This window comes from Streptomyces sp. NPDC102274 (genome assembly GCF_044766385.1).
Taxonomy (GTDB): Bacteria; Actinomycetota; Actinomycetes; order Streptomycetales; family Streptomycetaceae; genus Streptomyces.
This window is the reverse complement of sequence record NZ_JBIWLW010000038.1, coordinates 59,550-79,877: the sequence shown is the minus strand read 5'-3', so window position 1 is coordinate 79,877 and position 20,328 is coordinate 59,550. Positions and strand designations below refer to the sequence as shown.

19 protein-coding genes and 5 pseudogenes are annotated in these 20,328 nt (G+C 69.7%); 6 read left to right on the top strand and 18 right to left on the bottom strand.

Annotated elements, in window-relative coordinates:
- Nucleotides 1–939: aldehyde dehydrogenase family protein (locus ACIRQP_RS35250; protein WP_403897811.1), on the top strand; the 939-nt coding region annotated here is incomplete at its 5' end.
- Nucleotides 940–970: 31 nt separating this feature from the next.
- Here the strand turns inward: ACIRQP_RS35250 and ACIRQP_RS35245 are convergent.
- Together ACIRQP_RS35245 and ACIRQP_RS35240 are read right to left on the bottom strand one after the other, a co-directional pair.
- Nucleotides 971–1,159, bottom strand: a complete 189-nt coding sequence (locus ACIRQP_RS35245) for a hypothetical protein (protein ID WP_403897809.1) — start codon at nucleotides 1,157–1,159, stop codon at nucleotides 971–973.
- A 42-nt stretch (nucleotides 1,160–1,201) separates the two neighbouring features.
- Nucleotides 1,202–1,417 (bottom strand): annotated as a pseudogene (locus ACIRQP_RS35240) (NADP-dependent oxidoreductase); the annotation flags it as partial.
- Nucleotides 1,418–2,677: 1,260 nt separating this feature from the next.
- Between ACIRQP_RS35240 and ACIRQP_RS35235 the strand changes: the two are divergent.
- The gene (locus ACIRQP_RS35235; RefSeq protein WP_403897806.1) at nucleotides 2,678–2,953 is read left to right on the top strand and encodes a hypothetical protein; all 276 of its coding nucleotides are present in this window, start codon (nucleotides 2,678–2,680) and stop codon (nucleotides 2,951–2,953) included.
- Between the two features lie 69 nt (nucleotides 2,954–3,022).
- A pseudogene (locus tag ACIRQP_RS35230) lies at nucleotides 3,023–3,313 on the top strand (transposase family protein); the annotation flags it as partial.
- Between the two features lie 449 nt (nucleotides 3,314–3,762).
- Here ACIRQP_RS35230 and ACIRQP_RS35225 read toward each other — a convergent pair.
- From ACIRQP_RS35225 to ACIRQP_RS35215, 3 genes are all read right to left on the bottom strand, one after another.
- The gene (locus ACIRQP_RS35225; protein ID WP_403897823.1) at nucleotides 3,763–4,548 is read right to left on the bottom strand and encodes a DUF317 domain-containing protein; all 786 of its coding nucleotides are present in this window, start codon (nucleotides 4,546–4,548) and stop codon (nucleotides 3,763–3,765) included.
- A 22-nt stretch (nucleotides 4,549–4,570) separates the two neighbouring features.
- A complete protein-coding gene (locus ACIRQP_RS35220) occupies nucleotides 4,571–4,870 on the bottom strand; it encodes a hypothetical protein (RefSeq protein WP_403897803.1) in 300 nt (99 codons plus the stop codon).
- Between the two features lie 194 nt (nucleotides 4,871–5,064).
- Entirely contained in the window at nucleotides 5,065–5,370 is a 306-nt protein-coding gene (locus tag ACIRQP_RS35215; RefSeq protein ID WP_403897801.1) for a DUF317 domain-containing protein, read from the bottom strand.
- Nucleotides 5,371–5,762: 392 nt separating this feature from the next.
- Between ACIRQP_RS35215 and ACIRQP_RS35210 the strand changes: the two genes are divergently transcribed.
- The 3 genes and pseudogenes from ACIRQP_RS35210 to ACIRQP_RS35200 all read left to right on the top strand — a co-directional run.
- Nucleotides 5,763–5,999, top strand: a complete 237-nt coding sequence (locus ACIRQP_RS35210) for a hypothetical protein (protein ID WP_403897798.1) — start codon at nucleotides 5,763–5,765, stop codon at nucleotides 5,997–5,999.
- 45 nt (nucleotides 6,000–6,044) lie between these two features.
- Complete coding sequence (locus tag ACIRQP_RS35205; protein WP_403897796.1) at nucleotides 6,045–6,539, top strand: hypothetical protein; 495 nt, start codon at nucleotides 6,045–6,047, stop codon at nucleotides 6,537–6,539.
- 182 nt (nucleotides 6,540–6,721) lie between these two features.
- Nucleotides 6,722–6,814: pseudogene (locus ACIRQP_RS35200) on the top strand (TOBE domain-containing protein); the annotation flags it as partial.
- A 74-nt stretch (nucleotides 6,815–6,888) separates the two neighbouring features.
- Here the strand turns inward: ACIRQP_RS35200 and ACIRQP_RS35195 are convergent.
- The 13 genes and pseudogenes from ACIRQP_RS35195 to ACIRQP_RS35135 form a co-directional block, all read right to left on the bottom strand.
- A pseudogene (locus ACIRQP_RS35195) lies at nucleotides 6,889–8,554 on the bottom strand (IS1182 family transposase).
- Nucleotides 8,555–8,841: 287 nt separating this feature from the next.
- Entirely contained in the window at nucleotides 8,842–9,513 is a 672-nt protein-coding gene (locus ACIRQP_RS35190) for a DUF4232 domain-containing protein (protein ID WP_403897794.1), read from the bottom strand.
- A gap of 710 nt (nucleotides 9,514–10,223) precedes the next feature.
- Complete coding sequence (locus ACIRQP_RS35185) at nucleotides 10,224–11,270, bottom strand: collagen binding domain-containing protein (protein ID WP_403897791.1); 1,047 nt, start codon at nucleotides 11,268–11,270, stop codon at nucleotides 10,224–10,226.
- Between the two features lie 40 nt (nucleotides 11,271–11,310).
- The gene (locus ACIRQP_RS35180; protein ID WP_403897789.1) at nucleotides 11,311–11,811 is read right to left on the bottom strand and encodes a hypothetical protein; all 501 of its coding nucleotides are present in this window, start codon (nucleotides 11,809–11,811) and stop codon (nucleotides 11,311–11,313) included.
- A gap of 84 nt (nucleotides 11,812–11,895) precedes the next feature.
- Nucleotides 11,896–12,678, bottom strand: coding sequence for a DUF317 domain-containing protein (locus tag ACIRQP_RS35175; protein ID WP_403897786.1), 783 nt, complete (start codon nucleotides 12,676–12,678; stop codon nucleotides 11,896–11,898).
- A 66-nt stretch (nucleotides 12,679–12,744) separates the two neighbouring features.
- Nucleotides 12,745–13,220: pseudogene (locus ACIRQP_RS35170) on the bottom strand (hypothetical protein).
- Nucleotides 13,221–13,249: 29 nt separating this feature from the next.
- Nucleotides 13,250–14,107 carry a DUF317 domain-containing protein gene (locus tag ACIRQP_RS35165; protein WP_403897783.1) on the bottom strand — a complete coding sequence of 286 codons (858 nt, stop codon included), beginning with the start codon at nucleotides 14,105–14,107 and terminating at the stop codon, nucleotides 13,250–13,252.
- 50 nt (nucleotides 14,108–14,157) lie between these two features.
- The gene (locus ACIRQP_RS35160) at nucleotides 14,158–15,351 is read right to left on the bottom strand and encodes an ATP-grasp domain-containing protein (RefSeq protein ID WP_403897820.1); all 1,194 of its coding nucleotides are present in this window, start codon (nucleotides 15,349–15,351) and stop codon (nucleotides 14,158–14,160) included.
- A 264-nt stretch (nucleotides 15,352–15,615) separates the two neighbouring features.
- Nucleotides 15,616–16,455, bottom strand: a complete 840-nt coding sequence (locus tag ACIRQP_RS35155; protein WP_403897780.1) for a DUF317 domain-containing protein — start codon at nucleotides 16,453–16,455, stop codon at nucleotides 15,616–15,618.
- Between the two features lie 547 nt (nucleotides 16,456–17,002).
- Nucleotides 17,003–18,238, bottom strand: a complete 1,236-nt coding sequence (locus tag ACIRQP_RS35150; RefSeq protein ID WP_403897778.1) for an MFS transporter — start codon at nucleotides 18,236–18,238, stop codon at nucleotides 17,003–17,005.
- Complete coding sequence (locus tag ACIRQP_RS35145; RefSeq protein ID WP_403897775.1) at nucleotides 18,235–18,831, bottom strand: hypothetical protein; 597 nt, start codon at nucleotides 18,829–18,831, stop codon at nucleotides 18,235–18,237. Before ACIRQP_RS35145 ends, ACIRQP_RS35150 begins: the two co-directional genes overlap by 4 nt.
- Nucleotides 18,828–19,730, bottom strand: coding sequence for a winged helix-turn-helix transcriptional regulator (locus ACIRQP_RS35140; protein ID WP_403897772.1), 903 nt, complete (start codon nucleotides 19,728–19,730; stop codon nucleotides 18,828–18,830). Before ACIRQP_RS35140 ends, ACIRQP_RS35145 begins: the two co-directional genes overlap by 4 nt.
- Before the next feature lie 37 nt (nucleotides 19,731–19,767).
- On the bottom strand, nucleotides 19,768–20,172 hold the full coding sequence (locus ACIRQP_RS35135) for a hypothetical protein (protein WP_403897770.1): 405 nt from the start codon (nucleotides 20,170–20,172) through the stop codon (nucleotides 19,768–19,770).
- Between the last annotated feature and the right edge of the window lie 156 nt (nucleotides 20,173–20,328).

Below are 20,328 nucleotides of genomic sequence, written 5' to 3'. Positions count from 1 at the left end.
CTGGCCGGCAATACCGTCGTTTTGAAGGTCTCCCCGGAGAACTCGCTCAGCATGACGCTCCTGGCAGACCTGTGGCACGAGGCCGGGCTTCCCGCAGGCGTGCTCAGCGTCCTTCCCGCCGACCGCGAGACCAGCGAGTACCTCGTCTCCCACCCGGACATCGACAAGATCGCGTTCACTGGCTCCACCCGTGCCGGCCGGCGCATCGCCGCCATCGCGGGCGAACACCTCAAGCGGGTCAGCCTGGAGCTGGGCGGCAAGTCGGCGGCCCTGATCCTGGAGGACGCGGATCTGGACTCCGCCGTGCGGGGACTGCGCTTCGGTTCCCTGGGCAACAACGGCGAGGCCTGCATCCTGCAGACCCGCATCCTGGCTCCGCGCAGTCGGTACGAGGAGGTCGTCGCCGCGCTCAAAGCCATGGTCGAATCGCTGAAGGTCGGCGATCCGTCCGCCCCCGACACCTTCATCGGACCGATGATCCGTTCCGACCAGCAGCAGCGTGTCATCGACTACATCGGCATCGGCATCGCGGAGGGTGCCCTCCTGGTAGCCGGCGGCCCGCAGGTCCCCGAGGGACTGGAGAAGGGCAACTACGTCACCCCGACCCTCTTCGCCGACGTCGACAACTCCATGCGCATCGCCCAGGAGGAGATCTTCGGCCCGATCCTGGCCGTCATCGCCTACGACGACGAGGACGACGCGGTCAGGATCGCCAACGACTCCGAGTACGGCCTGTCCGGCGGCATCTGGACCGCCGACCCGGAGCGCGCTCTGGCGCTCGCCCGCCGACTGCGCACCGGAACCGTCAGTCTGAACGGCGCGCCGATCAGCTTTGACGGCCCCTTCGGCGGCTACAAGGCCAGCGGGATCGGCCGTGAGTACGGCAAGGTCGGCCTCACCGGCTACGTCGAGCACAAGTCCATCACCCGCACCCAGTAAAGGCCTGCTGATCGCGGGGCTCCGGGTGGCCCTATGACTGGATCAGGGTGAACGCCCGGCCGATGACCACCGCCCAGCCACTGGCGAAACCCTTGATCAGCCGGGCAACCCAACCAAGTTCGTCATTGTGCGAACCGCATACTGCGAGCACCGGCTCGAAGACCTGCAGCGATCCCTGCCCGCCGGGCTCGGCGACGAGAAGCACGTTCACCACCGCCAAGGAATTCAGCATGCCGGGCCGTGCAACCGCGCGGGAAACGGCTCAGACGACCACGACCCGGCCCCTGCGCGTGTGACCTGCATGGCTGTCGATGTGCGCCGCCGTCGGCGAGCGTGTACGGCTTCTCGACCGGGATGTGGAGCTTTCCCCGCGAGACGAGGCCGGCGGCCTCATCTCGGGCGCTTCCTGCACGCTCCCGGCCACGCCTGAGAATCGGACACCGAGCTCCGGCGCAGCGAGATCGGCGATACCGAGCACGGCGAGGCCGCGGCCCATCCATGTCTCCGGGGGCGGCCGTGCGGTTCGGGCTCATGCCCGCGGGCCGCAGGGAGTTCCCGTGCTCGCGTGCGCCACTCCGACCCGTCGGAGGCATGTAGGTGGCCAGTTGGATCCCCGCTCCCGGCCATCTGATGGGGAGTCAACCGGCCACGAGGTCGGTGAACGTCAGTGCAATGCCGGTGAGTTAGCGACTCCGTGCAGGTCAGACGCTCGCGAATGGTGGGTTGGGGGTGAAATGCCCCCTGGTGACGCTGCGTGGTTCGTCACTCCGGTGACGTACCAGCGGAGGCTGGGACACGGCAACGGAGCTCCCGGTAAGATAGAAGATCGACCAAGATCCGACTTCCGCAAGGGAACTCCGTTGGGTACTCAGTGTGCCATTGCCCCGTGCCAGCTGCCATCGGCGAGGGCCATCACGTCCCGTTGGGCAGGCAGGTGGCGTCGCCGGACCAGCGCTTCGGTGAACGCATTCGCCTCGGAGTGCCGACTGAAGAGATCGGCCCTGAACTGGTCGATGAGGTAGCGGAGTTGACTGGTGAGTCACCCAGCTGACGCTCGCCGCCGCTGCCCTCACCCACAGGGAGGGCGCGCCACCGCCCCCGCAGCCGGTCTCTGACAACGTCATCCTTCTTCGGCCCGTCACCTGACCCCAGCCGTCCGGCCCCGGCGGACCGGGGCCGGACGGGGGCCGGACGGTTACGCAGAGGCATTCCCAGCCCGGGATCTGGACCTTCTCGGCCTGCGGCCCCTTCTCGCCCTGCGCGACTTCGAAGGAGACGTGCTGTCCCTCCTTGTTCGTTTCCGCGCGCCGTTTCTCTACGCTCGATCGAGGAGGTCATCAACTACCGCATGACATCTGCCCGGTGACGGAGTCGGCGTGGGGTGCGCGTCCCCGCTCCACGCCACCACTGGACGGCTTCAGGCGCAGCCACGGGTCGGCACATCCGGACGCCGACGACCCTGTGTGGCGCGTCCCGCAGGGCGGCGAAAGGGATGCGTCGTGCCTTCGGCTTCGGCGAACTACCGCACCCTGCTGCGCACCTCGGGTGCCGCGGCCTTCTTCCTTCCCGCCGCTGTCGGGCGACTGGGCATCGCCATGACGGGGATCGGCATCGTCTGGCTGGTGCACGCACCGGGTCGTATGCCGCCGCGGGTCTCGTCACCGGCGGATTCGCTGTCGCGGACGCCGTCGCCGGGCCTCAAATTGGACGCCTTGTCGACCGGTTCGGGCAGGCGCGAGTGCTGCCCTGCGCGCTGGGCGCACATGCCGGGGCCGTGGCGCTGCTGCTCTCCGGCGCCGTTCCGGACCTCGTCGCCGGAGTGCTCGTCGGGGCAACGCTGCCCCAGCTCAGTGCCCTGTCCGCCGCTCGCTGGTCCACCCTGCTGTCCGGCGAACGGGCTGCCGCGCTGCCCACCGCCTTCGCCCCGGAGGCCCTCGCCAACGGCATGTCCTATCTGGCCGGCCCGGCCCTAGCCTCAATACGGGACTGTAAAACGTTCGGCTCTGTTCCGTAGTCGGTGGTGACGGCAGGTGACTGGCGTCGTTGACGTCGTATGCGAGATGTCAACTTCCTTGTGGCAACGGTGTTTTCAGGGCTCTCGGCACTGGTCATCGATGATGTGGCGGACGACGGCGCGGTGATCCGGGTCGTAGCCCGGACCCGGGATGTACCCTTTCCCTGTCTGGTGTGCGGGGTGCCGACGGGGAAAGTGCACGGGTATCACGTCCGGACGGTTGCGGATGTGCCGGTGGATGGCCGCAGGGTCGCGGTCAACGTCCAGGTTCGACGTCTGGTCTGTCCGGTCCTGGGCTGTCGGCGGCAGACCTTCCGCGAGCAAGTCTCTGGGCTGCTGGAGCGCCTTCAGCGCCGCACGGCGGAGCGATGACAGCGGTACTCACGTACGAACCTGCACGTCTCGTTCAGCAGCCCCGACACCGACGAGAATCGTCCACAGCAGCGAAAAAGCCCGGCAGGCCGAAAGAGGTCTGCCGGGCTGCGCGCTATGCGCTTGTGGCTGTCGGCGTCCTCCTGCCGGACGCGGAGGATTCTCACCCCCTGTGTCCCTGGCCGCTTCTCCGCGCGACGCTCGCACCGTATGCGGTCTCGGGTACGCGGCCGTCTCCAGCGACGTCACGAGGAGGCCGGTACCGCTTCCGCTGCCACGGTCTGTCGGCCCCGCGCGGCGAAGTGCGGCTCCACGTGGCCAGAGAGCGAACTCCCTGGTGGCGAAAGAAGCGGGGAGGGCCAAGGCACCCATCTCTGGCCCGCGGTGGGCAGGGACGACGGCAACTGCGCTGAGGGCGGGGGCGGGGGCGGGGGCGGTCAGGTCGCCGGGCTGAGGGTGAGGCGGCCTGCGGAGCTTTCCGGCAGCACGCGGCGCAGGACCGGTACCGGTGAGGCGAGGGAGGAGGCGAAGGCGGCCACGAGATCGTGGGGTGTGGAGTTGCTGAAGGCGACACACCACAAGTACGGAGCGCCGAGGACCGGTTGGGCCCACGCCTGCCAGCCGACGGGTCCAGGGCGCGGGTCGGCGTCCTGGATGAGCGGGGGGAGCAGGCACAGCGTGAAGCTGGAGGCGAAGCCCGTATCGGAGGCGGCGCTGTCGGGATGGTCGATGTCGCGGACCCAGCCCTGCCCGGTCAGCGCGGCGAGGACGGCCTCGGGTCCGTCGAATCCGGACGCGGGGTCGGGGCGCGCGTCGAGTGCGAGGAGGAAGTCGGCGAGGACCTCGTGCGGGACGCCCTTGGTGAAGTAGGCGTTCCACTGGGCCACCGGGTCCGAGGGGTGTGTGCGGGCGGATACCTGCCAGGCCACGGGCAGTTCGCCGAGCTGGAAGGGTTCGTCGGCCAGTACCCACTGGGCCCAGGTCAGCAGGTCGGGGCTGAGGTGGAGGACGGTGCTGCGCAGCACCTGCCGGTCTGCCTCCGCCTCGCCTGGTTCCTGGCGTCCGCGGACGATCGTCAGGCACGTCCAGCCCAGCTGGGTCAGGGTGGCGGTGGCGTGGTCGGCCAGTCGGCCGTCGTCACCGGCGAGGTGTCGCGGGGTGACCCAGTACAGCGGGTCCGGGGATCGAGGGGCGGACGGGCCGAGGGGGTGGTGCGGGTGCAGGGGCGCCTCCTGAAGATCGGGGTTACTGGGCGTCGCGGTGACCGGCTGTGCGCCGCCTGCGCGGGGGCGCTTGGACCGGGGCGTGCCAGGTGAGCGCGATGGCGACGTCGGGCGGGAGATGCCCGAGCTGTTCCTCCCCGTCGCGCCCCTCGGCGATGTAGACCACCGGGCGTCCGGTCTCGTCCGTCGCCGCCACGATGTCGGCGAGGCGGTGGGCCATGGGGAAGAACGGGTTGATGGCCAGCCGCACGACCGCGTCGCGGGGGCAGGCGGACAGACTGTCGATGATCTCGCCGACGGTGAACTCAGGTTCCGGTTCCATAGCCTTCTCCTTGCGTCGAGACTGGGGGCAGCCCGCGAGGGGCAGAGTACGGACGGCATACGAACCGCCCGCGCCACGCGACGTGGGGATGTCGCCGGTCCCCGCCGGAAGTACCGGCCGGTGTGCGAAGGCACATGCGGGTCTCGATGACGAGGTGGTCGGGGCGGTGCGGAAGAGCGCGGGTCGTGCTCGGCTCACAGGGGGCGGGAGCCGGCGAGGGCGCGGTGTACGGCGGCGGCGACGATCTCCGCCGGGGCCTCGGTGTCGAAGCTGATGCTGTAGCCCGGGATCGAGGCGGTGCCGGTGACGGCGAGTTTCCAGCCCTCGCCGTCCGTTCCTGCCCGGCCCATGGGAAACCAGCCGAGGTAGAAGCGGCCGTCCTTGCTGCTGACGTGGACATCCGCACGGTCGTCCACGACCAGGTGGAACAACTCCGCGCTGAACAGGTCCATGACCGCCGTCGGCTGTCCGGGACCAAGCTGCCACGAATGCAGCTTCAAGGTCTCAACGGTCGTGGAGAACCCGGGTGCGGTGGACGCAATCGGCACAGGCAATCACCTTTCTGACCTGGCGTTTTACGGGAAGGCGTCCACGTTGACATGCCTCTGCGACGCTTGGCCAGTCCTTCTTGGATCTTTCCTGTCTGCCCCCGGCGAACTGGCGAAAAGGTGACGCAATCATCCCGTTTCGCGGATCAGGATTGCCAGGGCTGCCCCAAACGCATCCGTCGGTACGGGAGCAGTCCGCCCCCTGAGGCTGGCAGCACGGGAGGGAACGCATACACGGCAGCCAGGCCGACGCGGGCGGCTACTCGCCTCAGACGATCTGACCCGCGGGGGGAGCGGAGCGGACGCGCTCCCCGCTGCGGGAGCGATGGATCGTCGCGTCGCTGGTGTTCGTCGCGGTCAGCTCGGTGTTCTGCGGGGTGTCCTCGGTCGACGACCCGTCGGTGTCGGTGGGCCTGCTGGGCGCCGCTGTGACCGGGCTCGGCATGATCGGGCTGTTCTTCATCCCGGCCGCCGCCTCCCGTCAGCTGCCGGACGTCATCCGCCGGCGCTCCCGCCGTACGGGCACCGCCCCGGGTGCGGCAGACCCGCAGGAGGCCGAGCCGTCCGATTGCCCGGGGTGACGCCCGCCGGGCATGCTGCGCGTTTCCGGAGGAGAAGGGGTTAGCGTGTCCGAACACGACGACGCAACTGCGGCGGAAGCATCGCTCAGGAAGGCCGTGGAGCAGCTGAGCGGCGAGGGGACGGGCGACGACAGCAGGGCCGCCCATGAGGCCGTCCAGGCGCTCTCTGACAGCGCTGGGCAGGCATGGACGCCCCTGCAGGAGGCGCAGATCCGGGCCATGGTGGAGCAGATCCGCAAGGTGCGGGACCTGAACCGGCCGGGCGGGGGCTGGTGGCGTCGGCGCCGGGAGTGGCGGGCCCGGGGCCGGCTGGTCGACCTGATGATGGTCGGCGGTCCGGAGCTGCTGAACGAGGCGGAACTGCGGCACTGGAAGAGCCACGCGATGGTGGAGCTGCTGCTGGAGTTCGCTGGCAGCGCGATGAAGAAGGACGACACCACGAGGGCGCTCACCCAGATGGAGACGCTGAACGCCGTGACGTACGAGGACTTCCAACAGGCCAAGAAGATGCTGGCCGACCGGAAGGCCGCCACCGGCTGACCCGTCGGCGTGTGGAAGGGGTCCCGAACCGGCGCGCGGTTCGGTGCCCCTTGTCACGAGCTGTGACTGAGCGCGCTATCTGGCGGCATCTGCCAACTACCGCGCTCAGGGACAGGAAGGTGCAAAAGTCTCCGGGTTACCCAGCCACTTACGGCGTCACTCCTTACGGGCGAGGGTGAGCCACCAAGGATGCTGTCGCCGACCTCGGCCTGAGGGCTGGCTCCTCCGTCGTTGCGCTGATCAAGTCGACCGAGATTTCCCTCGCCACGGCCTGATCCACGGCGCGAGGGCCCCCGCCCGTACACGGGACGCTGTTGGCGAATAGGTGCCTTACTTCGCCCCATCGATGTCATTCGGTGGGGCGAAGTGCTGCCAGGTGGCTGGTGCGGGTCCGGGCGTGTGGTGTCCCGGTGAGATGGGCGTCGATACGGACGAGGTTGATCGCCGCGCCGGTGAGCTGGTGCTGAAGGCTGGACTTGGTCAGGCTCCGGTAGCGGGATCTGCGCAGTCCGTGGGCGAGGACGCCTTGGGAGATGGTGCCCTCGACCCCGGCGCGGATCTTGTAGCGGTCCTTCCAGTCATCGGTCTGCTGGAGAGCCCGGGCCTGGTGGATGGTGTCGTACTCGATGTGGGGCCGCAGGGTGAGGTCGCGCCGGATGAGCTTGCGGCTGCCGGACTTCGGTTTGATGCAGTCGGGCCGCTGAGGGCAGGGGGTGCAGTCGCGCCGGGAGAACTGGACGCGGATGACCGGCGTCCCTCGCTGTGACATGGCCTGACGCCACACGATGCTGGTGTGAGTGCCCGGAATCGTGGACCTGCTGCTGGTCCCAGTCGATAGTGAACGCTTCCTGCCCGAAGGTCGCTTCACCTCTGGATTGGGCGGAGGTGACGGCCTTGAGTGGTCCGTGCAGGGCCACGCCGTGATCCTGACGGGCGGCGCTCATCGCGGGACCGTTGGCGTAGCCGGTGTCCACCCAGTGCTCGCCGGGCAGCAGGTCCCGTCTGGCGAGGGCAGCGTGGACGACAGCGGCCATGCGGTCATCGCTGACCTCGCCTGTTGTGGTGGCGACGTTGGTGATCAAGTGGATGGTATCCGGCTCGCAGGTCTCGGTCAGGTGGACCTTGTAGCCATCCCAGAACACGTTCCTCTTCCCGCCGTTGCGTGCCTCGGGGTCATACGGGGTGGCCAGGCGTGTGGCGCCCGGCGGACGGTCTTTTGGGCCTCGGCGGGCCACTTCGCCGTCGACCAGGTGGAAGTGCTGAACCCACACCTGCCGCAGGATCTCCGCCTCGGGCAATGTCCGTAGCCCTGGCGGAGCATCGTTCGCCCAGATCATCCGCAACAGGTGCGTGCCGTCGGCGCCGATCCGCTCGTAGACCCGCGTGCGCTTCGACCGGTCCTTGGGGAAGCGTGATTCCTCGGCGCGGGTGGCATAGTGCCTGAACCAGTCCGGCAGGGCACGCTCACTCAGCCAGTCCGGCTCGGCGCGGGCCGCCGCGTTCAGGGCCGCCCGCAGACTTTCCGCGACCAGCTCCAGCTGGTTCAGCTCGCGCACCGCGGACAGCACGTGCGTGGAGTCTGTCCGTGCTCTACCGGCGGCGGTGATCAGTCCCCGATGCCGGGCCGCGGCCAGAATGCCGTCCAGGATCTCCCGACCGCCGTCCGCACCGGTCAGCCGGTCCCTGAACTCTGAGAGAACCGAGTAGTCGAAGCCCGCGTCGGTGAGATCCAGCCCGAGCGCGTACTTCCAGTCGATCCGGGCCCGCGCCGCCTCGGCGGCCTGCCGGTCCGTCAGGTTCTCCACGAACTGCAACACGAGCACCACAGCCAGCCGGCCTGGTGACCAGGCATGCTTGCCCCTCACCGGGAACAGACCAGCGAAGTCCTCGTCCTGGAAGATCACCCCCAGTTCGTCCCGGACCCTGATCGCCAGGCTGCCCTTCGGAAACGCGGCCCGTGCCACCCGCACGGTTTCCACCGGAACGTCTCCCGACACCTGCGGCCTCATCGACAAGCGAACCCACCCCAAACAGCAACGTCTGCCTTCGAGACCACAACTGGGTCTCGAAGGCAGACGTCACGCCAGAGGCCCTATTCGCCAACAGCGTCCCGTACACGGGTGGGGGCCGTCGGCATGCTTGCCGTCGCTGGGCGCCAGACCGCCACGTTTTCGCCGATCTGGGAACCTGCTGCGAAAGGGGCATGCCAAGCGTCGCTGACACGGTCTAGCTGCACGCTGGATGGCCAAGATCCTGGCCGGATACGGCGGTTGGCCACCAGGGCTGACCGCGGTCACCACCCCTACTTGGTCGTGTGCGTGGGGTAGACCTCAACGTCGGTGTAGGCGCCCTTGATCTCCCCCGCGCCCGCAGGCCACTTCAGGCTCACGGTGTGGGTCTCGTTCGGGGGCGTCACCTGGATGTTGGTCGGGTCTGCGAGGCTGTCGCCGCTGTTGTCGATGTCGTAGGCGAGGTTGAAGATAGCGGCGTCGCCGGGCTTCAGGGTGGTGATACGCGGCTGGGCGTGGCCGCGCTCGATGGGGTTCGAGGTGTTGTCGGCGTCCTTGATGTTGACGCCCGCGAAGCCCGTCGCCGAGCAGGCGGTCGAACCCCGGTTGATCATGGTGATGTCGATCCTGCCGGAGTTCTCATCGGTCGCGGCGTCCCTGGCATCGATGGCCAGGTCTTCCGTCTTGCAGAACGTGACCTTGCCGCCGGTCTTCGTCGCGCCGTTCGCGGCGCCGACGCGGGCCTCGGTGTCCTCACCGGAGCCCGACTTCGCGTTGCTGGCCTCCGAGCCGCCGGAGCCCGAGCCACCCTCCGACTTCGAGCTACCGTCCGAGGATGAAGAAGACGAGGACGAGGAGCCCTTGGAGGACGAGTCCTTCCCGGAGCCGTCGTTGCCACAGGCGGTGAGCGAGAGGGTGGCGGCGACCCCGATGGCGGCGAGAGCAGTGATGCGGGTGTACTTCACGGTGTTCCCCCAGAACGGGCGCGGTGCATGCGGTCGGAAGTATTTGTATCTCACACCGAGTTACAGGCGGTCTTCAGCGAAGTCTTCGTTCTGTCACGGACGTATTGACCTCACGGTCCGCCACGGCGCCACCGTACGGTCACCATGCCACCGCGCGATCACGGAGAACTCGCGCTGACCTGGTCGGTCCCCGACCTGGAGGGCATTCAGCAGCTTCGCCTCGTCATCGAGTAACTGTGCGCCCGCGCCGACGCCACGGGCCTGCGCTCCCCGGCGTGACCACCGACGACCTGCTGCTCCTGCTGGTCTCGCTGGGCCACGCCGTCCAGGTCACCGACCAGTGCCGCCCGCAAACGAGGCACCGACGGAGCGTCAGCTCCAGATCCTGCGAGTGATCAGGACGTGGATCGCCGACCATGGCGAAGGGCCTTCCGTCGGTCGCCTACCAGCTCGCCCGGCTGGAAGGACGCGGTCTGATCAGCCGCAGCGACCGGCGCTGGCGCTCGGCCCGCCTTGGCAGCTGATGCCCAATGGCAGACGAGCGGGGATGAGATGTACCGGAATCGCATCAGCGTGGGAGAGCCTGCGGGGACCGGTCTGCCCCGGGTCGCGTACGGGCCCGCCCCGGGCTTCACCGCCAGCCGCTCGGCCGCTACACGCGGCAGGCCCCCGGGACTTCCCGGGGGCCTGCTGTTTGAAGAAGACGGTGGTTAGTTGGTCTCGGTGTTCTCGTCCTGGTCGGGCTCCGGGGTACTGCGGCGGCGCGCGGCTATAAGCATGGCGATGCCGCCGGCGAGCAGGAGTCCGGTTCCGCCGAGGATCCACGGGGTGGCGTCTGCACCCGTGTGGGCGAGTGAGCCGGCCGGAGCCTTCGGCGGCCCAGATTCGCTCCCGTCCATGGACGGAACGAGCGAAAAGTCGGTGTCCGGCGTGCCGGTAGCCGTCGGGTTGGGCTTTGACGCGCCGGGGGTGCTCTCGGCCGGCCTGTCCGTGGGTGCGGGCGGGGTGTCGGTCGGTTTGTCCGTGGGCTTCTCGGTCGGGGTGGGCTTCGGTGTGGTGGCGGTCTTGGCGTTGGTGACGGTCACGGTGACCGGGGCGCCGGGTCCAGCGGTGAAGTTCTTGGAGGGCTTGTAGAGGTCGTACCCCTGGGGGGCCTTGATCTGCTTGACCCAGAACTCCGTCTTGCTGCTGGGCACGGGCAGTTCGCCGGTGGCGGTGCCCTTCGGGCCGGTGGTGAGGGTGAGCAGAGTCTTCTCGCCGACGCCGATGTTCACGGTGGAGCCCGGCAGGAGCTTGCCGGTCTTGTCGTCCTGGGCCTTGAGGAGGACCTGGGCGGGTTTGAACGGGTCGACGATCGTCAGGCGGGCGGTGGCGCCGGGGGTGACGATGACGTCCTGGTCGGCGACGACGTCGTGGAGCGGGCTGCCGGAGGAGGTTTCCTTCAGCCGGTAGACGCCAGGGGCGAGACCGGTGAAGGCCAGCTGTCCCTGTGCGTCGGTCTTGCCGGTACCTGTCTCCTGGCCGGTGGCGTCGAGGAGGAGGAAGGCGGCGCCGGCGAGTACGTCGCCGGCCGGGTCCTTCTTGACGATGACGACGCTGCCCGCGTCGGCTACGGACCTCTCGCTGGGCGCCGTGGAGGCGGCGGGCGTCGGCCCGGGCGACTGGGCGGTTGCGGCCGGGGACCAGGTAAGGGTGCCGGTCACCGCTGCGGCGACGGCGACGGCAGCGGGAAGGCGGCGGGCAGGGCTGATGCGCAAGAAGTAACTCCTGAGGTGTCTGGTGGGCGAGGGGCCGGGGTCAACGGGAGCGGCCGGGCTTGGATTTGGGTGGTGATGCGGGTGGAGTCGGTCGTGGGTGGGGCGGGGCGGTGAGAGCGAAGCGGCGGCCGGCGGCGCGGACGAGCTGCTGCTGACGTTCGACGGGCATCGCGTCGATGCGGGCCAGGCCGTGGGCGACAGCCGGGGCGAAGGGCGAGCCTGCGGGAAGACCGGCGGCTGCGACGATCTGGGCTGCGGCCTCCGCTTCGGCCAAAAGCCCGTAGTCGATCGGGATGCCGAGCAGGTCGGTCGCCTGGTGCCGGGCACCCGCAAGGGCCTCAGTCAGGGTGAAGTCGTCTTCCATGACGTTGTCGGCGATATCGATCAGGGCCAGGGTCGCGGTGTGCAGCCGCGCGAGGAAGGCGGTATCGGTCAGCCAGAATCCGTCGGGTCCGGCCGGCCCATCGGTGGTGGCCGGTGGTCTGCTTCCGGGGTGTTGTGGAGGCTTTCGGCGGGCGTTCAGCCAGTGGTGCTTGGGCACGCGGCTCCGTTCGATCGGACGGAGCCGCGGACGACACGAGGACGCATGAGAAGAGGGGCTCCTTGATCAGGGTTAAAAGGGGAGTCAGCGGGTTCGGCCGGGAGGCGGGCCCGCAGGAGGCGCTGCGGGTGGCGAGGAGAGGTGCGCCTGCTTGTCCGCCACCGCGACGTAGAGGTGGTGGCGGGTGTGGAAGGGGACGTCCTTCGCGGTGCGGTTCACCGGTTCGGTGGAGATCAGCGAGGCGGTGAAAGCCGCGACGAGTGTGATGGGTGTACCGAACGAGAAGCGCGCCTGCCAGTATGGGGCGCTCGGGTATCCGCCCCAGGCTGTCCAGGTCGTTCCGTCGTAGCCGGTGGCGTAACGGTGCCGCACACCTCCGAGGCCCTCCGGCGCGACGAAGGTCTGCGTGCCATCGGTCTTGACGTCGTGGCTCCAGCCACGGGCGAACAGCGGCGCGTACGCCTCGTACGGCGCCATTTCGTCCTCGTACAACCAGTCCCGGTCGCTGTTCCGGTCTTTCAGGTAGAGGTCGAACAACTCGGCGTGGACATCGTGCAGCAGTTCGACTGGGGTCGTGGCATCGAAGGTAATCTGCCAGGCCGCCGGCCCGAACGGGACACGGTTCGCACGGATGGTCCACTTCCTCTTGCCAGGCTTGTCGGGTTCGGGGACGAGGCTGGTCCACAGCCGCAGACACGGGCTGCCGGCGAAGGCCGTACCCTTCTCGGGCTCATGCAGAGACCAGTCCTCGTCGAACGGGAAGGGCCAGGCCGCGCGGGGGCCTGCGGGGCCTGGGCCTGCCAGGTGGCGGGGAAGGACCTTCACGGCCTGCGCGGGGTCGAGGTTCTTGAAGGGATCGGACGACATGAAAGGGCTCCTGCCGGGAAGGGCTGCACGAAACGCTGGTCGTAAAGAGGAGAAACAGGAACGGACTCAGCGGGCGCGGCCACCGTTGCGGGTGGCCGACGGGACGGGAGCCTTGTGAGTGGTAGGTCCCGACGCTTGGCTCGGCGCGGACGTCTGCCAAGCACCGGGGAACCAGACGGAGGTGTACTGCTCGATGGCGTCGCGCAGTCCGGTGGTGACAGCGACCTCCCACGGCGGCCTTCCGGGCGGTGGTACTTGTTGAAAGTGCCGTAAGCGGACCTGTTCTGGGCTTCGTCACGGCGGTGGAAGGTGCCGTGGTCGGCGAAGTCGAGTGCCACGGCATCGATCTCGCCCCTGTCCGTGTGAACGACCGCCAAGCGGAGGCCGCCATAGGTATCCGCGGTGATGGTGCCGACGAAGTTGATCCGCAGACGCAGCGGTACGCCCACGGTGGGAGGGGCGTAGTAGGTGTTGCCCACGACGGTGCTGCCGGTGAAGGGGAGGCAGAGTTCAGCGAAGAACTCGGGGGCCTGCAGGGACAAGAGGGCCTCCGGTAGAGGTCGAACTGTTGCTATCTGCGCGGGCCGGGCAGGGCCGGTCGGCTGGTGGTGCTCCAGCGCGGGACGCTGGAGGTGGCGAGGGCGGCCGGGCGGAGGGCGGCGGCGTGCTGGACATCCAGCGGAGTCGGGGCCGGCGGGCGCGGCGGAATGACCGGGGTGAGGTGGGCCAGGCCCTGGACGTAGCTGTACGTGTCCTCACGCCATCGCGGCAGCGGTGCGGGATCGCTGACACACTGCATGACGGCGTTGAGGAGGGCGACGGGGGTTTCGGTGCTGGCGGTGGCGTGCCAGGCGGGGCGGTCGATCGAGGTACCGCCCCACAGCTGCCAGCGGGCGTCGCGGGTGGTCAGCTCGGCTTCCGGGCCCAGGCGTCCGGCGGTAAATTCCAGTCCGGCGAGCCCGTCGGCGGACTGAATCGTGAAGACGCCCCCGCGGGGGCGGTCGATCTGCCAGCCGCGGTTGACGAGCGGGGCGACCGCGAGGAACAGGTCGCGGTCTGTTTTCCCCGGGCCCGGCGCGGCGAGGTAGGCGTCCGGGCCCTGCTCGTACGCCTCGGCGAGCGCGGTGGTGAAGGCACGGACAAATTCGGTCGGGCACCCGTCGTTGAAGCAGGCCCCCCAGGCCGGTGAGGCGAAGGCGTCCGCATAGGCGTTGATACGCCACAGGCCGTCGTCTTCTCCTTCGGGGAGATAGCCCAGGCGGACCGTGTGGTCGGGGGCGGTGACGTAGACGTTGCCGAGATCGTCGTGCCGCAGGTCCCAGCCCAGCGAGAGCAGGGGCTCAAGGGCGGGGTCCCCGGTAGCGGTGGCGGCGGCAAGGTAGCGGGGTGAGACGTAGACGTCTCCGTCGATCGGTTCAGGGTCGGGCATGGGCACATCCGGTGGAGAGCAGGAAGGGGATCCTCGGCGGGCGGCCCGGGTCAGGCGTTGGGGGCGACGGTGACGGCCAGGCGCTGGTGGGTGGCCTGGGCGCGCGCCTGGGCGAGGTCGCCGGTCGGGCCGGTGGTGATGAGGAAGCCGAGGCGGGCGGTGAACATGTCACCGCCGTCTTGGGGCAGCCGTACTTCGTCGCCGGGTCGGCGCTGGAAGCGGATGCGCTCCAGCCACGGCTGCTGGGCGCTCTCATCGAGGTGGAGTTGGGTAAGGATGCCGGAGGTGTCCGGGTAGATGAGGCGGATGGCCGCGGCCTGGCGCCGGGTCGGGGTGTGCTCGGGGGCGCGCGTGCAGGCGATGTCGGCGGCAGCGCGCGCCAGGTCGATACCGGTGGCAAGGTGGACGAGGTGGCCGATCATGTCGCCGGCGAGTCTGCCGTTGACCTCGATCAGGCGCGGGTGGTTGTTGACCAGACGCATCTCGATGTGGCTGACACCGTCGGTCACACCCAGTGCCCGGAGTGCCGCGGCGGCGACGGGGGCCACAGTGGATCTCAGCGGGTCGGCGGCATCGACCGCATGGGCCAACTGCTCGAAGTACGGGGGCGGGCTGATCGTCTTGCGGGTGACGGCGACCACCGTGGTGTGCCCCTGGTAGGTGACGCATTCGACGGAGATCTCCGGGCCGTCGAGGTACTCCTCGACGAGCACCTGGCGGTTCTCGACGCCCCGTTCGGCGGTCTGCGCGGCGAACGCGTAGGCCGCGTCGAGACCGGCCGCGTCATCGACACGCATGACGCCGACGGCGGCGGCGTGTGAACCGGGCTTCACGACGACCGGGTATCCAATCCGCTGCGCCACGGCGGCTGCCTCCTCGGCGCTGGACACGCTCACGGAAGCGGCTGACGGCACACCATGGCGGGCGAACAGGCTCCGGGCGGTGGCCTTGTTGCGACAGCCCTGCATGGCCTCCGGCGTATTGGTGGGCAGTCCGAGCTGGCGGGCGAGCCGTGCGACGGGGACGAGATACCACTCCGTCCATGTCATCACCCCGGCCAACTGGTGGCGTTCGGCCAGGGCCCGGCCGGCGGCGGACAGCGCGGCCTGGTCGGTGGGATCGGCGACCTCCCAGTCGGCGAGGTAAGGCCGCTCCCACGTCGGCTCGGTACCGGTGATCAGGACGACGTCGTAGGCGGCGGCCACGCTCTGCAGGCAATAGCCGCGGTACGCCTCGGCCTCCATATCGGCGGCAGCAACAATCAGAACAACAGGACGAGACAGCAAAGAATCGACTCCAAGAAAGGATCAAGTGGCGGGGCGGCGGCGCGAGGCCGGCGGAGGGGTGAGGCACAGGTGTCCGAAGGCCGTCCGTCGTACTCACCCAGCCGGACCGCTGGAAGCGATACGCATCCGCAGACCGGAGGGTGGAGGTCGAACAGAACCGGGCCACCGAGTTGAGACGAGCGCCAGCCAAGGACAGCCGTAAGCCGTCAGAGGAAGGCGAGTTCAGCGGCGGCGTGCGGGAACAGAGGCGGGCGCGGGTGCGGGCGGGAGTGTGGTGGTGCTCCAGCGGGGGACGCTGCGCGTGCCCACGGCCGGCGGGCGACGGGCGGCCGTTGCGCGTTGCATGTCGAGGGGGGTGGGTGTTGCGGGACTCGGTGGCTGGACGGGGGTGAGCTGTGCCAGCTTCGCGAGCCGGAGATCGAGGGTGTCCTGGTAGCGGGCGACGGGGGTGGGGTCGAGGAAGGCGGCTGCTGTGGCTGCGATCAGGCGCTTCGGAGTGCGCGCGGTGAAGACCGCCTCGGCGCGGGTTCCCCAGCCAGGAGGCCCGGCCCAGAGGGTCACCAGCTCGGCGTCCGGACTGGAGCTGACGACGTCGATCGTCACTCCCGCCAGCTGGTCCGGGGACACGATCTCCGCCATGCCGCGCGCGAGGGGCTTGCGTTCCCATCCGGCGTCGAGCAAGGGCCGTACCGCGTCGGACCAGTAGAAGGACCGGCAGTGAAGGAAGCTGTCGCTGTTCTCGTCCCACTCCGCAGCCAGGGCGCTGGTGAGGCCGTGGACGATCTCGGGGGGCATGTTCTGGTTGATGCGCGCCGTCCAGCGGGCTCCGGATACGGGGTCCTCGGCGGCGCTGATCTTCCAGATGTCGTAGTCGTCGCCGAACCAGCCGATCCTGATGCGGTGGTCCGGCGATGTGATGACCTGCTGGCACGGTCCGGCATCGAGATGGTGGCGCGGCCAGTGGGCAACGGGGTCGAAACTGCGGCCGGAGTGTCCGGGCAGTCCGGCGAGGTAGCGCGGGGAGACATACACGTCTCCCTCTGTCGGGGCGAGGTCGGTCATGGATACATCCGGTCAGGTTCGGGGCGGTTCAGCGGAGGGCTGTCGGGCGTAGGGCACAAGCGGCAGGCCGGCACGGGGCAGTCATGGGTCACTCGCGGGCATGGCCAATGGCGGATGTCGTCGCGGGCGGAGGATGCCGCGGCCGTTCGCATGCCGCCCCGACGAACCAACTCGTTGGGGCGGGTGGTTACGGAGTGCGGCGGCGGCGCAGTTCGAACGCGGGCGCCCAGTGGGGGGTGCGCTCAATGAGCTTGCAGGCGTAGAGGCTGGCGTAGTTGTTGTTCAGCCCGCGAACGCCGTGTGGCATGCGCCAGCGGAGAGCTTCGAACAGGGCTTTCATACCGATCCTCGTGGCGCCGCCGGCCAGACGCTCCAGCGCCGGGCAGACCCATGGGTGTTGCTGGTCGAAGGCGATGAACTGCTCGGTGATCGTGGGCCCGCCCCGGCCGGGCCGGGGAGACCAAGGCCGGGCAGGTCCTGCTGGGTTGCGGTGGGCACGGGCATCGAATTCCTCTCCGATTCGGCAAAGGGGTCAGGGCCTGAATGTTCAGGCGTGCGCGGCGCGCAGTCCGGGCAGGGACCGCAGGCGCGTGAAAGAGAGGGCCAGGCCGAGGGTTTGGAGGACGGCGCAGCCGGTGATGGCGTAGCCGAGACTGGCGGGCGGTACGGCTGCGACGAGGAGACCGGCGAGGGGGAAGGGCAGCAGGAGCAGGAGGATGGTCAGCGAGAGGGTGGCGCTGAACGCTTCGGCGGGGATGAGACGGGAGCGCAGGGTGCGCAGGACGACGGTCAGTCCGCCTTCGCCCGCCATGAGGACGGCGATCAGTATCAGGTAGGTGCTGTAGGTGTGGGCCTGGGCGACGGCGAGGGTGGCGCCGGCGGCAATGATCGCGGAGAGGGCGCCGACCGGCCACAGTCCCCACCGGTCGATCGCCGTGCGGCACAGGGTGACGGCGGTCAGTGAGGCGACGGCCGCGGCGGACCAGACCAGGCCCACGTCCGTACTGGAGTGGCCGAGCTGTTTGACCACGATGACGGGAGCGGCGGCCTGGAGGACGCCGACCGCCAGGTTGGAGACGACCAGCCCGCCTACGAGCCAGCAGAGAGCCGGCAGGGAGCGCAGGGTCCTCCACCCCGTGCGCAGCCCCTTCACCGCTGCGGCGGATGCGACCGTGGGGGCCGGTTGTTGCGGGGTGAGGGCGGCGGCGAGCAGGGAGAAGCCGGCGAGCGTGAGGAGCATCCCGGCGGGTCCGCTCCGGTCGAGGAGGACGGCGGCGAGCGCGGGTCCGGTCAGGGTGGAGACCTGGTCGATGCCGATCAGGACCGACTGCACCCGGTGCGCGCGGGCCCCGGCCTCGCGGGCGGCGGCGCTGCCCGCGGTCTCGGCCGCGATATAGCTGAACTCGGTGAGCACTCCGGTGGCGGCGGCCAGCGCCATGACCGTGAGCGTCGATCCCGGCCCGCCGTTCTGCGCCGGCAGGACAACGGCGGCGGCGAGCACGATCAGGGCGCGTGCCACCGTCGCGAGGCGGAACACGGCGGTGGTGCCGTACCGGTCGACCATGGTCCCGGCCAGCGCGAACGCCGACAGGCGCGGAATCCACTCCAGTGCGAACGCGAGCCCCGTCAACGACGCGGAGCCGGTGGTGGCCAGGACGAGGAGGGGGATGCCGTAGGTGGTCATGGCGGACGCGCCCGCATCCGCGCCGCGCGGCAGGTAGATGCCGCGCAGCAGACCCGGGACCGGGCGCGGGACACACGGCGGTCCAGCGGTGGATCTCACGCAGCGCGCTCCACCCCGGCCGGCACAGCACTCAACGATCCCCGCGCCGCCGCGGACCTCAGGTGCGGGTGGGCGGTAAGCCACTGCGTCAGGGCCGTCCACGGCCGACGCAGGTCTCGCACTGCCTCGGTGGTCGGCAACAGGCCGACATCGGCCAGCTGCTGGGCGGTGTCGTGCGGCTCGGCAGGCGCCGGAGCGGACAACGCGTCGAAGACCTGCCGGTCGGCGAACAGGGCGAGGGTCTGCTGGATACGGGTGACGAAATCACTCGCCGCCTCGGTGGGGTGGTTGTGGTTCCGGGCCCAGCGGGCGGCCAAGTCGTAGACGTCGGCCAGCCCCCTGCCGGTCCTGGTGAGCAGGTAGCAGGAGTCCGAGGCACGCTGCCCGACGCGCACCATGTGGTGGTCTCGGGCCGTGTCCACGGCGTGGCGGATCTGGTTGCGGGACAGGCCGGAGAGAGTGCGCGTCAGCGCGCGGCGCGGAATGGGCCCGTTGTCGTCGATCTCGCTGACCAGCCGGATGAGCCCCGGCTGGGACAGCACGGTAACCGCGTGGGCGAGTCGCGTATACGCGAGGCTGTCGGGGAGATTCACCGGCCCCGCCCTCCAGAGGCCGGGGCGGGAGCGAGGGGGCGGGACGGTATCTGGTGCGAGAAGAGGTCGCCGCCCTGCCAGGTGGCCGGGGCCTGCCGCGCCGTGAGGGCCGGAGTAGGCGGGGCCGTGGACGGTGGTGCCGACTGGCGGGACTGGTGCGTGGCCCAGACGCCCGGCACCGCCTGGGACGGTACCGGCATCTGCCCCCACACCGGGTGGGTGCTGGCCTCGGCCAGAGGGCGCCCGGCGGCCCACGCCGATACCGAGCAGAAGACGGGCGCAAGGCCCTTGCCCGATGGGGAAAGCTGGTAGACCGGGACCGGCCCTTCCGTGGCCTCGACGAGAGCGTCGTCAACCAGCTGGCGGAGCGGGGGGTAGATGTTGGTCCACGTCGAGGCGGGAATGGTGACACCGGCCAGCCCCCTGGCACTGCAGGTGTCGCGGGTCTTGAGGGTCCACAGAATGGTGGTGGCGTGCCGGGGGGTGAGCAGGGTGAGTGCGTCCTCGATGTTCCGCGCCGGAGGGATCCGCTCGGGCTCCGTCTCCCCCGTCCTGCGGTTGGTGACGAGGCGCTTCTCCAGATACTCATCACCCCAGTCGGCGATGGTCTTCAGGACGGGCAGCATGTGAGTACCACGGTCGGTCAGGCCGTAGACGACGTGCCGGGGGGAGTATGCGGTGCGCTCGACCAGCCCGGCCCCGGAGAGCCTGCTCAGCCTGGGGTGGAGCTGACCGTCGTGCAGCCACGACAACTGGCGGCCGATCTCCGCGTAGCGCAACGGCCCCGAGGACAGCGTCATCAGCACCCACACGCTCCAGCGCGGGGCCAGCATCTGAAAGGACTCGGTGACACGCGACAGATCAGCATCAGTGGCAGGGGGCAGACCGGTGATGGCCAAAGGGAAAACTCCTGAACAAAGGGGCAGGTGAAAACGGTCAGCGCGCGCGGGCCGCTGCGGCGGGAGCCGACACAGCCGGCGCCGAGGCTGGTGCCGGGGGTTCCGGGGCGGGAACGCGGTGCAGGCTCTGCAGGACCGCGCCGGTGACCTTGGTGTGGGCGTCGCGGACGGCGACGGATTCGGCGATACGCCGCGCGCAGTCGAGGATGTAACTGGCGTCATGAGGCCCGATCACACGCTCCGGACCGGCCAGCTGGCGAAGCCGCGCCAGCTGGAAATCGATGTTGCGCTCGGCGAGTTCGAGATCCGCGTAGCTGCCGAGGAGCGCGGCGAGCATGCTCTCGCGGGGACTGGCGTCAGCGTGGGCTTCGAGATCGGCGAGCGCAGCGCCGTAGAGATCCTGGATGCGCGCGGCGATCGCCGCAGAGGTCGTGTGGGGCAAACGGCGGGGCTTTCACGGTCGTCGGGCCCGCGCCGCGGGGGGGGCCCCCGGGGGGGGGGGGGGGGGGGGGGGGGGGGTGGGGGGTGGGGGGTAGCCCCACCCGCCCGGCGCGGGGGGCGGCCCCCCGGGCGGGGGGGGGGGGGGCGCCACCCACCC

Bases quoted from the DNA above. Each gene is read 5' to 3' on its own strand.
- ACIRQP_RS35220 (WP_403897803.1), bottom strand. From the start codon at position 4,870: ATGGAACCGGAACCTGAGTTCACCGTCGGCGAGATCATCGACAGTCTG.
- ACIRQP_RS35175 (WP_403897786.1), bottom strand. From the start codon at position 12,678: ATGTCGTCCGATCCCTTCAAGAACCTCGACCCCGCGCAGGCCGTGAAG.
- ACIRQP_RS35165 (WP_403897783.1), bottom strand. From the start codon at position 14,107: ATGCCCGACCCTGAACCGATCGACGGAGACGTCTACGTCTCACCCCGC.
- ACIRQP_RS35160 (WP_403897820.1), bottom strand. From the start codon at position 15,351: ATGGAGGCCGAGGCGTACCGCGGCTATTGCCTGCAGAGCGTGGCCGCC.
- ACIRQP_RS35155 (WP_403897780.1), bottom strand. From the start codon at position 16,455: ATGACCGACCTCGCCCCGACAGAGGGAGACGTGTATGTCTCCCCGCGC.